Here is a 16,182-nt window from a genome sequence, read left to right as displayed (position 1 = left end):
TTTGGGTTTTACACATAAGATGTAAAAAAATGTGTCTAGATCTAATTTGGAAGGAAGGGAGACATTATGGCAATAACTTATACAGTTCAGACAGGAGACACCTTGTTCCTGATCGCCCGGCGTTTCGGCACCACAGTGGAAAGAATTATTCAGGCTAATAGCATTGCTGATCCTAATACAATATTTGTAGGACAGACTCTGACCATTCCGGAAGATGAAGGGGGCGCGGAAGCCAGTGCAACGGCAGGAAACAGGGCAACACGTCAGGTAAGGGGCGTTCGCTATGTTTTATACACAAATAAATCGGTGTACCGGCGGGGCGAAGATGTGGTAATCACTTTGGTTAAAACCAACGTGAGCGGTAGAAATGTCACGCTTCGCTACCGGAATGCCCAACGCTATGATTTTGTGGCCAGACGCGGTCAGACTGAAATCTGGCGCTGGTCCCGTGGACGTTCTTTTGCCCAGGTAGCTTCAAATGTTACCCTCAGATCAGGCAGCAGCCAGACTTTTCAAGTAACCTGGAACCAAAGAAACAACCGCGGCCAGCAGGTGGCGGCAGGCGACATAACCATTGAAGGATATAACGTTGCCCGAGGTTTTGAGAACGTGGCCGTGTCCGTTAATATTAGAATCCGCTCAGCTGTTGAACCGACACCCACACCCACACCGACAGTTGCTCCCACCCCTTGCCCGGGAGGAAACATTTTAGTTAATCCTAATTTTGAGGATTGGCCTCGGGCGGCTTCTTTCCCGCGGGGCTGGACGGGAAGCAACCTGTACCGCAGCACTCTCTCCCATACCGGTAATTATGCCGCCGAGCTTGGCGCAGTTCATAACGAAAGCGCTGTATTGTCTCAAAAGGTAAATATAGAGCCTGGGAGAATATATGAACTAAGCTGGCGGGCCAGGGAGAATATCCAGCCGGGCGGCGTGGGAAGATTCGTTTTATTTGTTGAAATCATTTATACCAACCGGGCCGGGAATTTTGTCGGTAGAACTGAACCAAGATATTCACAGGAGAACATACCGAATAACGCTTACCAAAGATATAGCCTTTCCACTGGACGTGTGCCCGCGGGAGCCAGGATCGCCGAAGTAAGATTTACCTTCGAGCCGTCGGGAAACAATAACAATACGGTTAAGATTGACGACGTTGAATTGCGTTGCCTATTCTAGAATCATTTTTCTACAAAAACAGCAAGGAGGCAGTGTTTCCGCCTGCCTCCTTGTGCATTTCTTCAGGCTAATGTCCGCAAGTGCTGCAATTTGAAGAACCGCAGGTGCTGCAGCCGGCATCCCCGCTGTTTACCCCACCGCCGGCGGCGCGAAAAGATGACATCACCCGTTTGGGGGATGCGGCGCCGCAACTGGGGCACCTTAAGCCTTCACCGCTTTCATCCAATTGGCATAGCTTTTCGAAACGACTACCGCACCCGGTGCACCGAAACTCGTAAATCGGCATATGAATTACCTCACTTTAATCAGCAATATTACTTTTCTAGAGTATGCCATTTGGGGTTGCCATGTCAAGCGGCCGTTACTTTTTATCTGAAAAAAGAGGGATCAAGGGTTGTGGAGAGGAATTATCTTATATACATTATTTAGTTTCATATACCTGCTAATGTGGGAAGAGGGGGAGGGACTCTAATGCAACTGCAATTTTTGGGAGCGGCAGGCACGGTAACTGGTTCATGCTACCTGCTGGACACGGCAAATACTAGAATAATGGTTGACTGTGGGATGTTCCAGGGACCCAAAGAAATCAGGGAACGTAATTACGGCAAAATCCTTGCGCCTCCCGGCAGTGTTGATTTCTTGTTGCTCACTCACGCACATATTGATCATAGCGGCTTGATACCCAAGTTCGTCAGGTATGGTTTTCGCGGCAAAATAATCACCACCGCTCCCACAGTGGAGTTGTGCGAGGTCTTACTGCCCGACAGCGGGCATATTCAGGAAATGGAGGTTGAACGCAAGAACCGCAAAAACCGTCGCGCCAACAAAGCTATGATAGAACCTGTTTATGATGTGAGGGACGCGTACAACAGCCTGTCTTCTTTTAGCCCGGTTTCATATGATGAAATAGTCCAGCTAACACCTGAGATCAGAGTGCGGTTTGTTGACGCCGGTCATATTCTCGGATCAGCGATGATCGAGTTGTGGGTTAAGGAAGGGAACGACGAGATTAAACTGGTTTTTTCCGGCGATATCGGCAGGAAGGACCAACCATTGATAAAAGACCCGTCAATAATCAGTCAAGCTGATTATGTGGTCATGGAGTCGACCTATGGCAACCGCATGCATGAGCAAAACGAAGATGAAATGGAATTATTGCATGAAGCAATTTGGGAAACCTATAAGAAGGGTGGTAATCTTATTATCCCCGCTTTTGCCGTTGAGCGCACTCAGGATCTGCTTTACCACCTCAGTCTCCTCGCGGAGGCGAAAAGGATGCCGCCAATGGCGATATATATCGACAGTCCGTTAAGCACGGCCGCGACCGCGGTTTTTCAGCACAGCCAGGCGTATTTCGACCAGGAAACGCTTGATTTGATCAAAAGAAGCGGAAACCCAATCAATTTGCCGGGGATAAGATTCACCAAAACCGCCGAGGAGTCCAAGTCCTTGAACAACGTCAGCGGCGCCATTGTTATTTCCGCCAGCGGTATGTGCGAGGCCGGCCGCATCAGGCACCATTTGAAATACAACCTTTGGCGCCCCGAATCAACCGTGCTTTTTGTCGGCTATCAACCGCCCGGCACTCTCGGGCGGCTAATTTTAGACGGGGAGAAGACAGTGCGGATATTTGGCGATGAAATAGCTGTCCGGGCCGATGTCAGGTCGATCGATGGTTACTCGGCGCACGCCGACCAGGCGGAATTAATGGAGTGGGTCAGGGGCTTTCAAATACCTCCGAGAGAGATTTTTGTAGTACACGGTGAACCCGATTCCTCCAACGCCTTAGCCGGTTTAATTCGTGCTGAGCTGGGTTTTAACGCCACGGTTCCTACCTGGCGGCAGACCGTTAATCTTATTGCGGCAAGCGCGGCGGATCCGCTTAGAACCGTATATGCCTCGCTATCATCTAAGCTGCGTAATCTTCTTGATTGTGATTTGCCGCAATCTCAACGGGAGGAAATAATTCGGCGCATGACTGATTTGGAAACTTACTTGGACGAGGGATTGAAAAAAACAGGATGAGAGGCTTTGTTACTGAAGTAAAAAATCACTTGCAGTTTTATCAGATCCCCATGTTTGAAGCCACCGGCCAGGTGAAGCATGGATTTACCACCCGGGGCGGCGGTGAGAGCCGGGGGCCGTATTCATCATTGAACACCGCTTTTCACGTCGGTGACGCTGTTGAAAACGTGCGGGCGAACAGAGCGCTGGCCTGCCGCGCCCTGGGTATAAACCCGGATGATATCGTGGCCGGCAGGCAGGTGCACGGCGACAATGTTGAAGTGGTGGTTTTGAGCGATAAGGGAAGAGGCGCCAGGGTATTTGAAGATGCGCTGCCGGATGTTGACGCCCTGGTCACTGCCGTGCCGGGTGTGCCTCTATCCAGTTATTATGCGGACTGCGTGCCGATTTTCCTTCTCGATCCGGTTCAGGGGGTGGTGGCGCTGGCCCACGCCGGATGGAAGGGGACGGTTGCTAAAATAGGTTTAAAAACTGTTCAAAAGATGGTTAAGGTATGCGGAACTAATCCGGCGGACTGTCTGGCCGGCGTGGGGCCTTCCATCGGGCCCTGCTGTTATGAAGTGAACGGGCAGGTCATCGGGTTGTTTAAAAAAAGCTTTTCCAACTGGGCGGAATTAGTGGAATCCATACATCCCGGAAAATGGCGCTTGAATTTATGGAAGGCTAATTACCACACCCTCCTGGAAGCCGGCTTGCCGGAAAGCAGCATAGCTATGGCTGGCGTTTGCACTTCCTGCCGGAATGATCAGTTCTTTTCTTACCGGGCTGCAGGAGGGATAACCGGTAGGATGGCGTCGTTTATCATGTTGAAATAGATGAAAGGGTGATCAAGATGCCAAGGATATTGGTGGTCGAAGATGAAAAGAATATCCTTGAATTAGTCCGCTTTAATCTTGAGCGGGAAGGTTATCAGGTATTGACTGCCCTGGACGGCGTTCGAGGGCTTGAACTTGCCCGGACTGAAGCCCCGGATTTGATCTTGCTGGACGTCATGTTGCCGGAAATGGACGGCCTGGAAGTATGCCTGGAACTGCGTAATGATACGATGACTAAAAGTATTCCGATCATTATGCTCAGTGCCAGGGCCGAGGAACTCGACCGGATGCTGGGGCTGGAAATGGGCGCTGATGATTATGTGACCAAGCCTTTTAGCCCGCGGGAGCTGTCGGCTAGAATTAAAAACAGACTAAATGAGAACAAACATTGAATGCCTGCCGGATGGAAACCTTACCGGTGAAATATGGCCGGGGCAGGTACGGTTTAAGGAGGATTGGGAAGTGTCACCCGTTGCAAAACCATTCCTTGGGATAGGATGGAGACCACTGATTAGTTATTTTTTTCTCTTCCTGGGTTTTTTAGCCCTGGCGCAGCTGTATGCCCTGCATAAACCCATTCTTTGGGAAATGGGAGTTGTCGTTTTTATCAGCGCCGCGATACTTGCCTGGATCACTTACAGGCGTTTGATTAACCCTATTGAGGAAATGTCTAGTATCGCCCAGGATATGGCCAGGGGCAACCTGGAACAGGAGATACGCATCTTCGCACAGGACGAGACCGGCGACTTGGCGCGTTCGATCAATTACCTGTCCAGGGAGCTGAAAAAAAATATTGATGATGTTATTTCGGAGAAAAACAAAGTCCAGGCGATTCTAGCCAGCATGTGTGACGGTGTTATCGCGATGGACAATTGGGGCCGCGTAATTCTCGTCAACCCCATTGTGGAAAAGTTTTTCGGCACTACTCAGGAAGCAAGCAAAGGCAAAAACATACGCAGAGTGATCAGAAACAGCGATTTTGAAAAGGTGCTGAACCAATTTCTTGAAACCGGGCGGCCGGTGCAAAAACAAATTCAGCTTATGACGCCTGAACCTCGTTTATTCCGTGTGCAAGTGACCCCGCTCATGGATACTGGCGTTGACGGGGGCGGGATGGTGGCGCTGCTGAGGGATTTTACCGGCAGAAAGAAATTAGAGGAAATGCGCAGTGAGTTTGTGGCCAACGTTTCTCACGAACTACGGACTCCTTTAACTTCAATCAAGGGCTTTACTGAGACACTGCTGGACGGCGCCCTGGAAGACGCGCAGACAACCAAGCATTTTTTAGAGATTATCTACGTTGAGTCGGAGCGGTTGACCAGGTTAATTGATGAATTGCTGAACTTGTCCAAAATTGAGGACCATAAGGTGGCGCCTGACTGGCAACCGGTGTCCATGCATGAATTAATGGAGCGTACCGTGGCAATTTTTAAACCTCGCGCAGCGGAAAAAGACTTGAACATAGAAGTTGTCCTTCCTGAAAAACTGCCGATGGTGCACGGGGATCCTGACATGCTCGGACAGGTTTTAATTAATTTAATCGACAACGCGGTGAGTTATACTCAAAACGGCGGGATGATTCGTGTCAGTGCCCAATCTAGTGGAGACAAAGTCAAAGTCGAAGTCCAGGATAACGGAATAGGCATCCCCGAGGACAGTATATCCAGGGTGTTTGAGCGCTTTTACCGCGTGGACAAAGCACGTTCGAGGGAGCAGGGAGGCACCGGGCTCGGCTTGTCTATCGTGAAGCATATTATCGACGTTCATCATGGCAACGTACAGGTTAAAAGCAAGGTGGGCGAGGGCAGCACTTTTACCTTTGAACTGCCTGTTAACGGGCATAATACAAGTACCGTTGTTTAAAAACTTGCCGGGAGGAGTATTGTATGCCGACGAAAATATTGGTTGTCGGCGGAGTGGCAGCCGGTGCCAGCGCCGCCGCCAAAGCCCGCCGGACAGACGAAGCCGCGGAAATAATTATTCTCGAACAAGGCCCTTTTGTTTCTTTTGCCAACTGTGGTTTGCCGTATTATGTGGGACGGGTCATACCGAAAAGAGAAGACCTCCTGATTACAACTCCGGAAAGATTTAAGGACCATTTCAACATTGAAGTGCGACTTCAACAAAAGGCTTTATCTATTGACCCGGCAGGGAAGCAGGTGGTCGTAAAAAATTTGGCTGCGGGAGAAGGATACAGGGAAAAGTACGACAAGCTTATTCTTGCCACAGGCAGTGCCCCTGTGCTGCCTCCCCTGGAAGGTTCCGGGCTGGCAAATATCTTTCATTTGTGGACCATACCGGATGCCGACTCAATAAGCGCTTTGCTTGCCGGTCTGGGTGCGCGCACCGCTGTAATTATTGGCGGCGGCTTTGTTGGTCTGGAAGCCCTGGAAGCCCTGCTTGCCCGCGGTTTGGAAGTGTCTTTGGTGGAAATGCTGCCCCAAGTTCTCCCGGCGTGGGACCCGGAAGTGGCAGAATTGGTGGCCGGCCACTTAAGAGATGAGGGTATTCAAATGATCCTGGGGGATGGCGTCCGCCGTTTCTTGGGGTCAGGTATTCTGCAGCAGGTTGAGTTGAATAGTGGCCGTATTCTGCAGGCCGATCTGGCCGTGTCGGCAATAGGTGTACGGCCGAGGTTGGAACTGGCCCGGGAGGCTGGTCTGAAAATAGGTGTGACAGGCGGGTTGGAAGTAAACGAAAAGATGCAGACCAGTGATCCGGATATATACGCCGCCGGTGATATCGTTCAAACCAGGCATCTTGTATCCGGACGACCGGTCCGCTTACCCTTGGCCGGACCCGCAAACAAGCAGGGGAGAACGGCCGGGGCTAACGCCGCGGGCGGCAACATGGAATTTCGGGGAGTACTGGGGTCCGGTATTGTCAGAATCGGTAAGTTGACGGTGGCAAAAACCGGGTTGAATGAGCAGGAAGTGATCGATGCCGGATATCAATACGATATTTCTTACACATACCCCCTGGATCATGCCGGCTATTACCCCGGAGCTAAATTTATGTTGATAAAATTAATGGCTGATAAAGAAACCGGGCGTTTGCTGGGTGCTCAGGCCGTTGGTTATCAGGGCGTGGATAAACGCATTGATGTTTTGGCGACAGCAATGGCCGCCGGTTTTTCGGTAAAGGACATGGAGAATTTGGAGCTGGCATATGCGCCGCCTTATTCATCCGCCAAAGACCCGGTGAGTATGGCCGGCATGGTGGCATCAAATATTCTGCGGGGCGAGGTTCCCACCCTGACGGCGCGGGACTTGCGGCGGGAGCTAAGCAACAGCGCGGATATACAGCTTGTTGACGTGCGCACCACCGAGGAATTCAATCAAGGCTATATCTCCGGGGCGGTCCATTTACCGCTTGACCACTTTCGTCAGGATATCAGCCGGCTGGACTCCCGGAAAAAGACCGTCGTATATTGCCGTAGCGGTTACCGTTCTTACCTGGCGTTAAAAATTTTGCAGCAAAGTGGTTTCCGTGAAGTATTTAATCTCAGCGGGGGGTACATGAACTGGAGCGCGGCATTATGAAAGAACACCCGCCGTTACGCGGGTGTTTTAGTATAATAGAATGGGTACAAGGTAAACATCAATTTGATCTTGTTCCGCCGTACTTTGTTCTTTGGATTTAGCAAGTAAAGCGTTCATAAATGTTCCCCCTTCCCCTAAAAAATTTAGATTATTTTTTATTATCATATTATCAGAATATTTAGAATGAGTCAATATGAACATTGTAGAAAAAATTTAAATAAAATGACCTGAATTAATACAGGAATAAAATTATATTACAAATTTATTCTATGATAAAATTATGATATAATATGTTTAATTCTTGTGATTCGTTCAAAAAATGTTAACTGATTGGATATATCTGGGAGGTATAGCATGTTGCGTGAAATAAAGGTTGGCATTGAAGGAAAAGCCTCGACTGTAGTAAATAAGGGTAACACGGCCATGGCTTACGGGAGCGGAGCGGTAAATGTATTTGCAACGCCGGCTATGGTCGCACTGATGGAAAAGGCCGCCCTTTCTTCGGTTGACCCGTTGCTGGACGCAGGCTATACCACCGTGGGAACGAAAATTGAGGTCAAACATATGGCCGCAACTCCTATGGGCATGAATGTCACCGCCACCTCCCGGCTGGTGGAAGTGAACGGTAAGCGACTTTTGTTTAATATTGAGGTGAAGGATGAAGTAGACCTGGTTGGCACCGGCGTACATGAGCGTTTCATTGTTGAGTTGGCGGGCTTTATTAAGCGCGTTGAAGGCAAAGCGGCAAGCAAATAGAAGCATTAATTACATAATCATAATATAAGGTTCTTTTTGATCTTGCTCCTCCATTAGGAGGATTTTGTTTTTGTGTGCCGAACATATGCTCTATTACATTTAAGGGATGTTTTGCTTATAGGATGGTGAATGAAAACCATGACTTTGCGCTTTATTATCGGCAGGGCCGGGGTAGGGAAAACCCGCGCTTGCCTGGACGCCGTCCGGCAAGAACTCCTGGCCGGGCCGGACGGGCCGCCGCTGATTTTATTAGTGCCGGAACAGGCAACGTTCCAGACAGAATACGCTCTGGTCTCCTCCGCCGGAGTCAAAGGCTTTATCCGCGCTCAGGTGCTCAGTTTCCGGCGCCTGGCTTACCGGGTGCTGTTGGAAGTAGGCGGCGCCGCCCGGGCGCATATTGGTGAGCTTGGCAAGCGGATGGCACTGCGCCGCTTGCTGGAACAGCGGCGGGGAAATTTGAAGGTATTTGGACGGGCGGCCGGACAGCCTGGTTTTGCCGATACCCTGGCCCGCACTTTGGGTGAAATGAAAACCTACTGCATTACGCCGGCAGACCTGGCCGCGGGCTTGGACGCCCTGCGTGAGCAGGGAGTGCAAAGCCTGCTGACGGATAAGCTTGAAGACCTCTGTCTTTTATATGGTGAATTGGAAGCTTATTTGGCCGGCCGTTTTACCGACCCGGACGATTACCTGAGCCTGCTGGCGGGCCGCCTGGAAAAGGCGGCGGCGATCAAGGAGTCGGAAATCTGGGTGGACGGCTTCATCGGGTTCACACCCCAGGAATACCAGGTGTTGGCCGCTCTTCTGCGATCGTCGCGCCGGATAAATGTCACTTTGTGCGCCGATCTGGCCGCAATGAGTGGCAGCCTTGATGATAACGACCTATTTTACCCTTCAAGGGAAACTTACGATATCTTGTGCGAAATAGCGGCCCGGGAGCGGGTGCCGGTTGAACGCCCGCTGACACTTGAGCAAAAAAAGAACCGGTTCCGCAATTCCTCCATCACTTACCTTGAAGAAAACTTTTTCCGCCGCCCGGCGCCGCCCGCTAAAAACACCGGCGACGGGGTGGTGCTGGCGGCTGCGGCGAGCCGCCGCGCTGAAGTGGAGGGGGTGGCGCGGGAAATAATAAGCTTGTGCCGCGACCAGGGTTACCGCTACCGTGACATTGTCGTGCTGACAAGAGATCTGGATGCTTATGACCATCTTATTGCTGTTGTTTTCGACGATCATGGTATCCCCGTTTTTGTGGACCGGAAGCGTCCGGTGATGAGCCATCCCCTGATTGAGCTGGTCCGTGCGGCGCTTGAGGTGGTAGTGAAGGACTGGACCTATGACCCGGTATTTCGTTATCTGAAAACCGACCTCATTCCGCTTGCCCGGGAAGAAGTTGATTTGTTGGAAAACTATGTGCTGGCGCACGGCATCCGGGGCAGCCGCTGGGTTGACGCCAGACCTTGGGAGTACCGGAGACGGCTGACGCTTGAGGAGGATCTTGAGGTTTCATCAACGGAGGTCCGGGAATTGGAGGAGATCAACCGGATTCGCCGGACGGCGACGGCAGCGCTGGCCGGCTTCCACCGGGCGGTCCGGCAGGCCGGTAATGTACGGGAGATAACAATAGCGCTATTTAACCTTTTGTCCGAGCTAGAGGTTCCTGAAATGCTGGAAGGCTGGAGCCGGCGGGCTGAAACACAGGGGCTTCTGGAGGTGGCCCGGGAGCACAGTCAGGTGTGGGATATGCTGACGGCTTTGCTGGATCAGGTTGTGGAGACACTGGGCGACGAGGTTTTAAAGCCGGCGGATTATGCCGCGGTACTGGACGCCGGTTTTGAAAGCATGCGACTGAGCTTGATCCCGCCCGGACTTGACCAGGTAGTGGCCGGTTCCCTGGATCGTTCCCGCAGCCCACAAGCCCGCGCCTCTTTTATCATAGGCGTTAATGAAAGTGTGCTGCCCGCCCGGATAACGGGGCAAGGGGTCCTGTCCGAAACGGAAAGGGAATGCCTGCAGGCGATCGGGTTGCCTTTGTCTCCCGGTGTCCGCCGGAAAGTTTTTGACGAGCAATACCTGGTTTATATCGCCCTGACCCGATCGGCGGAGCGCTTGATTCTCAGCTACCCGTCGGCGGACGATGAGGGCGGGGCGAATATGCCCTCGCCGGTGATTGCACGGGTTAGGGAACTATTGCCTGGCGTTGAGGAAAGGGTTTGGGCGGTGGAGCCGAACGCGGCCGGTACTGAAGACCTTGAGTTTGTGACAAACCCCGGCCGCTGCCTGTCTTATTTGGCTGTTCAAATGAGGGAAGCCAAGGGTGGCCGCTCCTTAAATCCCATCTGGTGGGATGTATACAACTGGTTTGCGCGGGGGGAGCGGCGGGAGGAATGTACCCGCGCGTTATCCGGTCTATTTTACAACAACAAGGAAGACAGGCTAACTCCCGGCGCCGCGAAACTCCTGTACGGGCAGCCGCTGAAAACCAGCGTTTCCGGTATAGAAAAATTCCGCTCCTGCCCTTTTGCCCATTTTTTATCTCAAGGCTTGCGGCTGCGGGACCGGCCTGTTTTCAGGCTGGGCGCCCCGGACCTGGGACAATTTTTTCACGCGGCGCTAAAGCTTTACGGGGACCGGGTCCAGGAAATGGGATTGGATTGGGGTGAACTAAACCAAAAAGACTGCCGCAAGTTGGCCGGGGAAGTGGTGGACTATCTCGCTCCCAGGCTGCAGAACGAAATACTGCTCAATTCCGCCCGGCGGCGCTACCTCACCAGGAAAATCAAGCGCACCGTGCAGCGTGCGGCGCTGGTGCTGTCTGAGCACGCCCAGCGGGGGAAATTCCGCCCGGTCGGGCTGGAGCTGTCTTTCGGGCTGGAGGGTGAATTGCCCGCCGTAACCTTTATTCTCTCCGACGGCAGTGAGATGGCGGTAACCGGCCGGATCGACCGCGTTGACGCGGCTCGTGGCGACGCCGGGATTTACCTGCGGGTAATTGATTACAAGTCGGGCCGGGTGACCATAAATCTCTCGGACATCTTTCACGGCTTGAAACTGCAGCTGTTGACCTACCTCGAGGTGGCGCTGCGGCAGGCGGACCGTTTGGCGGGTGGGCCGGGCCTGCCCGGCGCGATTTTTTATTTCAGCCTGGACGACCCGTTAATCAAAACCAGCGGTGAAATTCCCCCGGACGAGGAGCTGGAAAAAAGCATTCTCAGGAAAATGAGGATGGAGGGTATGCTGCTCGCCGACCCGGCCGTTGTCGGGATGATGGACAGCGGGCTTTCTGGCCCCTCAGACCTGATTCCGGTGCAGCTAAAGAGAGATGGTGATTTTGCCGCCCGCTCCGCTGTTCTCACCGGACAGCAGTTTGAATTGCTGCGGGCTTACCTGCGCATGCAGTTATTATCCGCCGGGAACGACATTATCAGCGGCGTGGTGGATATCGCTCCCTATCGCCAGGGGAATTTCCGCTCGTGTCAGCACTGCCTTTTCAGCCCGGTTTGTTCGTTTGACGAACTGGTGGAAGGGAACGCCTACCGTCAGATCGCGCCGGTACGGAAAGACATCATATGGGGCAAGCTGGCTGAAATACTGGGGGGTGAGCACGTTGAGTAACGGCGGGCCGCGGGAACAATTTGAGAGCATGGAGCGCAGCTTGATCAGTGCCAAAGTTAAACAAAAAGGCAAAAGAGAATGGACGGCGGAGCAACTCGAAGCCATGAACAGCCGTAACGGCAATTTGCTGGTGGCGGCCGCCGCCGGGGCCGGTAAAACAGCGGTCCTGGTGGAACGGATCATTCGCCGGATTACCGACCTGACGGCGCAGACCGATGTTGACCGCCTGCTGGTGTTGACTTTTACCAATGCCGCGGCGGCTGAAATGAGAGAGCGCGTCGGCCGCGCGCTTGCCGCGCATATCGACGAACACCCGGGATCAAAACATTTAAGTAGGCAAATGTCTTTGCTCAACCACGCCAGCATCGGCACCATTCACTCTTTTTGCCTGGATGTTATTCGTCAGCATTTTTACCGGATTGACCTGGATCCGTCTTTTCGGGTAGCCGATGAAACCGAGGCTGCTTTAATCCAGGCGGAGGTGTTGGAAGAGCTTTTTGAGCGCCGTTACAACGCCGGTGATAACCTCCCTTTCAACACATTAGTTGACTGCTATGGGGGAAAGAGAGACGACACGGATTTGCAGGCGCTTGTTCTGGAATTACACAGATTTGCCCGCAGCATGCCTCAACCGGCAAAATGGCTGGAAAAACTGGCGGCGGGTTTCGACATGCCGGAGGATATCTTATTCGACCGGCTCCCCTGGAGCGCATCCTTAAAGAAGGCGATTGCGCTTGAGGCGGCCGGGATTGTCGCGACGCTTGAAATGGCTATCCGGCTGGCCGGCAGGGCAGGCGGCCCGCGTGCATATATAGACACCCTTGAGGCTGACCGTGACGCAGCGCTCAGTCTGGACCGGGCTTGTGCGGCGGACATGAGCTGGGCCAGTCTTTATTCCATTATTAACACAATTAGTTTCGGCAAATTAAAGGCAGTTAGAGATGCCGGGGTCGAGCAGAGCTTAAAAAAACAAGTGACTGCTTTACGTGATTATGCCAAAAAACAAATAAAAACTCTTAAAGATGATTATTTCTCCCGCCTTCCGGAAGACTATTGCGCCGATCTGCGCGCCGTTGCCCCGCTGGTAAAGGAGCTAACGGAACTGGTGCGCGATTTTGATAAAGCGTACCAAGAGGCCAAAACGGCTAAAGGGCTGGTTGATTTCAACGACCTGGAACACTATTGCCTGCGAATTTTGTCGACTGCCGGACCGGATGGGTTGGCTCCGTCGGAATTGGCCCTGGAGCTGCGGCAGCGCTTTGTGGAAGTGCTTGTGGACGAGTACCAGGATACGAACGCGGTTCAAGAGGCAATATTGCGGCTGGTGTCACGGCAGGGTGAAGCGCATCCGAATTTGTTCATGGTCGGGGATGTCAAACAAAGTATTTACCGCTTTAGGCTGGCGGATCCCGGCCTTTTTCTGGATAAATACTCAAAGTATCCGTCGCAGCCGGGCGGCCCGGAGCGCAGGATTGATTTGGCCAGAAATTTTCGCAGCCGCCGGGGAGTAGTTGACGCCGTGAACTTTATTTTTCGCCAGTTGATGTCTCCCGCAGTCGGCGAGCTTACCTATAATCAAAGGGCGGAACTGATTTATGGCGCTGATTATCCTGCAGTTGACGGGAGAGTGACGGCAGAGGACGGAACAGTGGAAGTGTATTTGATTGAGCGCGGCAAACAGGCTGAAAACCCCGCAGAAGATGTTATTGCGACGGACGGTTCCGGAGATGACAAGTCAGATGATTCCGGAGAACCGGAGGCGGACCTGGACGCGGTGCAAATGGAAGCCTGCCTGGTAGCGTCCAGGATTGAGGAAATTGTCGGTAATGACCCGGCAGGAGGGGCGGGAACGCTGATTTACGATAATGATCAAAAAAAATACCGCCCGGCGGTTTACCGTGACATAGTGGTGCTTTTGCGCGCCACCACCGGTTATGCCAACAGCTTCCTGGAAGAATTTCGGCGGATGGGGGTGCCTGCTTACGCCGAACTGGCTACCGGTTATTTTGAGGCGACTGAGGTTGAAACTATTCTCGCATTGTTAAAAGTAATCGACAACCCGCGCCAGGATGTGCCGTTGGCCGGAGTCTTACGGTCTCCTGTGGTCGGGCTTAACGCTGGGGAACTGGCGCAAATCAGGCTGTGCCGGCGCCAGGGCGATTTTTTTGAGGCGGTGGTGTCCGCGGCGGCGTTGATGAAAGGGGCAATTTCGGACCGTTTAACATGTTTTCTGGAAAAGTTGGACGGGTGGCGCACTACCGCCCGGCGGGGAACACTGGCCGGATTGATTTGGACCCTCTACCGGGAGACAGGATACTATGATTTTGTCGGAGGACTGCCTGGCGGCGGGCAGCGGCAGGCTAATTTGCGGGCGCTGCACCAGCGGGCGCAGCAGTATGAGACCACCGGGTTCAGAGGGCTGTTTCTCTTTCTCCGCTTTATTGAGCGTATTCAAGACGGCGGACGCGACCTGGGGGCGGCACGGGCTTTGCATGAAAAAGAAAATGTAGTGCGGCTGATGAGTATACACAAAAGCAAGGGGCTGGAGTTTCCGGTGGTCTTTGTGGCCGGGTTGGGTAAGAAATTCAATATGAAAGATCTGAACAAAACAATGCTCCTGCACAAGGATTTAGGTTTGGGGCCGCAGTTAATTGACGCGGAGAGAAGAATTACTTATCCTACGATAGCCAAACTGGCTATAAAGCACAAATTAAAAATGGAAGCTTTGGCTGAGGAGTTAAGAATCCTTTACGTGGCCATGACCAGGGCGCGAGAGAAGTTGATTCTGGTCGGCTCGGTCCGCAATCTCCCGGCGCACGCCCGCCGCTGGTGCGGTCCGGTGGCGGCGGCGGGGTGGGCTTTGCCGGACGGTGAACTGGCCGGGGCAAGTTCTTGCCTGGACTGGCTGGTTCCGGCTCTTGCCCGCCATCAAGACGGCGCGGGAATAAGAAAACTGGCGCTGTGTGATGATCAGCCCCCGGCGGCGGTGGCAGGGGACTCCTCACGCTGGGCGGTATTTTTTAAGGGTGGAGGCGCCGCTTCAGAACAGGAAAAACCATCCGAAAGGGAGTTATTAAGTCAAGTCCGCCGGATGGAGCCGGTGGACACGGACAGTCGGTTTGCCGGGATTGTGAAAAGCCGGTTGGAATGGAAATATCCTGATTTGGGGCTGACCGGCTGCGCGGCAAAGTCTTCAGTAACTGACCTGAAACGAAGGTTTGACCGGCAAATTGTGGAGGATGAGGGAGCATCCCTGGATTATCGTCCGCCTATTGGCAGGCGGCCGGTTTTTATGCAGGAGGAACATGGCTTGACTGCCGCTGAAGCAGGCTCAGCCCTGCATCTGGTAATGCAGAATCTGGATTTGACACATGTCGCGGACGCCGCGGCAATTAAGAAGCAGGTGGCAGTGATGACCGGGATGGAAATACTGACATTGGAGCAGGCAGATTCAGTGCCGGTAGAGAAAATCATGTTTTTCTTCAAATCGCCGCTCGGCAGGCGTGTGCTTTCTGGAAAAAAAGTTTTCAGGGAACTGCCGTTTACCTTGTCGTTGCCGGCCGGGGAGATCTATTCCGGACTTGCCGGTGATTCCGGCGAGGTAGTGTTGGTGCAGGGCATCATTGACTGCCTGGTTGACGAAGGTGACGGCTTGTTGTTATTAGATTACAAAACCGACCGGATCGGCAAAGACCAGCTTGAGCAGGTGATGGCGCGTTATCGCGGCCAGTTGAACATCTATGCCAGGGCGGTGGAAAATATCTATGGGAGTAAGGTAAAGGAAACATATTTATATTTGTTTAATCTGGATCTAGAAATAAGATGCAGCTGACCTGCTCAGTATAGCATGACTAAAAAAACGATAGAAGGATAAAATATTTGTAACTAATCAGAAGTCAGATTGAGAGAATGGCTGAAAAACAATCGTGGAGGTGTGCGTATGGAAGCGGATATATCCTGGAATATGTGGAAAAAAACTCTGGGTAAAGCCGTGAAAACCGCGGATTTAGTAGGCGTGTCCGATGATACGGTAGATAAATTCGCTTACCGGCTTGGGGACTTCTTTGCGAACAATTTAGACCCGGCAAATAGAGAACAGCGACTACTGAAAGAATTATGGGAAGTCGGCGAGGAGGGAGAGAAGAAGGCCTTGGCCAAAATGATTACCAGGCTCGTTGAAAATACATAAATGAGGAAACACCCCTGGCAGTAATGAAGTGAACCCCAGTCCGTTTTCCGGGGTTCACTTCATT

10 protein-coding genes and 1 pseudogene are annotated in these 16,182 nt (G+C 52.5%); 10 read left to right on the top strand and 1 reads right to left on the bottom strand.

The window, feature by feature from the left end; genetic code table 11:
* Positions 1-66 precede the first annotated feature (66 nt).
* Entirely contained in the window at positions 67-1,179 is a 1,113-nt protein-coding gene (locus L9W92_RS08365; RefSeq protein ID WP_240083296.1) for a BsuPI-related putative proteinase inhibitor, read from the top strand.
* Between the two features lie 67 nt (positions 1,180-1,246).
* Here the strand turns inward: L9W92_RS08365 and L9W92_RS08360 are convergent, their stop codons facing one another.
* Positions 1,247-1,465 carry an FmdB family zinc ribbon protein gene (locus tag L9W92_RS08360; protein WP_240083295.1) on the bottom strand — a complete coding sequence of 73 codons (219 nt, stop codon included), beginning with the start codon at positions 1,463-1,465 and terminating at the stop codon, positions 1,247-1,249.
* A gap of 185 nt (positions 1,466-1,650) precedes the next feature.
* On the opposite strand from L9W92_RS08360, the gene L9W92_RS08355 reads away from it, so the two are divergent.
* The 9 genes and pseudogenes from L9W92_RS08355 (at position 1,651) to L9W92_RS08315 (ending at position 16,118) form a co-directional block, all read left to right on the top strand.
* The gene (locus L9W92_RS08355; protein ID WP_240083294.1) at positions 1,651-3,204 is read left to right on the top strand and encodes an MBL fold metallo-hydrolase RNA specificity domain-containing protein; all 1,554 of its coding nucleotides are present in this window, start codon (positions 1,651-1,653) and stop codon (positions 3,202-3,204) included.
* Positions 3,201-4,019, top strand: a complete 819-nt coding sequence (pgeF, locus tag L9W92_RS08350; protein ID WP_240083293.1) for a peptidoglycan editing factor PgeF — start codon at positions 3,201-3,203, stop codon at positions 4,017-4,019. The genes L9W92_RS08355 and pgeF overlap by 4 nt, the downstream gene beginning before the upstream one ends.
* A gap of 17 nt (positions 4,020-4,036) precedes the next feature.
* Positions 4,037-4,393, top strand: a pseudogene (locus tag L9W92_RS08345) (response regulator); the annotation flags it as partial.
* 1 nt (position 4,394) lies between these two features.
* Complete coding sequence (pnpS, locus tag L9W92_RS08340) at positions 4,395-5,882, top strand: two-component system histidine kinase PnpS (RefSeq protein ID WP_240083292.1); 1,488 nt, start codon at positions 4,395-4,397, stop codon at positions 5,880-5,882.
* A 23-nt stretch (positions 5,883-5,905) separates the two neighbouring features.
* On the top strand, positions 5,906-7,561 hold the full coding sequence (locus tag L9W92_RS08335; RefSeq protein ID WP_240083291.1) for an FAD-dependent oxidoreductase: 1,656 nt from the start codon (positions 5,906-5,908) through the stop codon (positions 7,559-7,561).
* A gap of 354 nt (positions 7,562-7,915) precedes the next feature.
* Positions 7,916-8,317 (top strand): thioesterase family protein, encoded by a 402-nt coding sequence (locus tag L9W92_RS08330; RefSeq protein WP_240083290.1) that lies wholly within the window; start codon positions 7,916-7,918, stop codon positions 8,315-8,317.
* A 129-nt stretch (positions 8,318-8,446) separates the two neighbouring features.
* Positions 8,447-11,929 (top strand): helicase-exonuclease AddAB subunit AddB, encoded by a 3,483-nt coding sequence (addB, locus tag L9W92_RS08325; RefSeq protein ID WP_240083289.1) that lies wholly within the window; start codon positions 8,447-8,449, stop codon positions 11,927-11,929.
* Positions 11,922-15,761, top strand: coding sequence for a helicase-exonuclease AddAB subunit AddA (gene addA, locus L9W92_RS08320; RefSeq protein ID WP_312038076.1), 3,840 nt, complete (start codon positions 11,922-11,924; stop codon positions 15,759-15,761). The genes addB and addA overlap by 8 nt, the downstream gene beginning before the upstream one ends.
* 108 nt (positions 15,762-15,869) lie before the next feature.
* Complete coding sequence (locus L9W92_RS08315; protein WP_240083288.1) at positions 15,870-16,118, top strand: DUF3243 domain-containing protein; 249 nt, start codon at positions 15,870-15,872, stop codon at positions 16,116-16,118.
* The last annotated feature ends 64 nt before the right edge of the window (positions 16,119-16,182 follow it).

This window comes from Pelotomaculum terephthalicicum JT (genome assembly GCF_022410535.1).
Taxonomy (GTDB): domain Bacteria; phylum Bacillota; class Desulfotomaculia; order Desulfotomaculales; family Pelotomaculaceae; genus Pelotomaculum_D; species Pelotomaculum_D terephthalicicum.
Note: the sequence above shows the minus strand (reverse complement) of the source record. Positions and strands in the feature narration are given on the sequence as shown.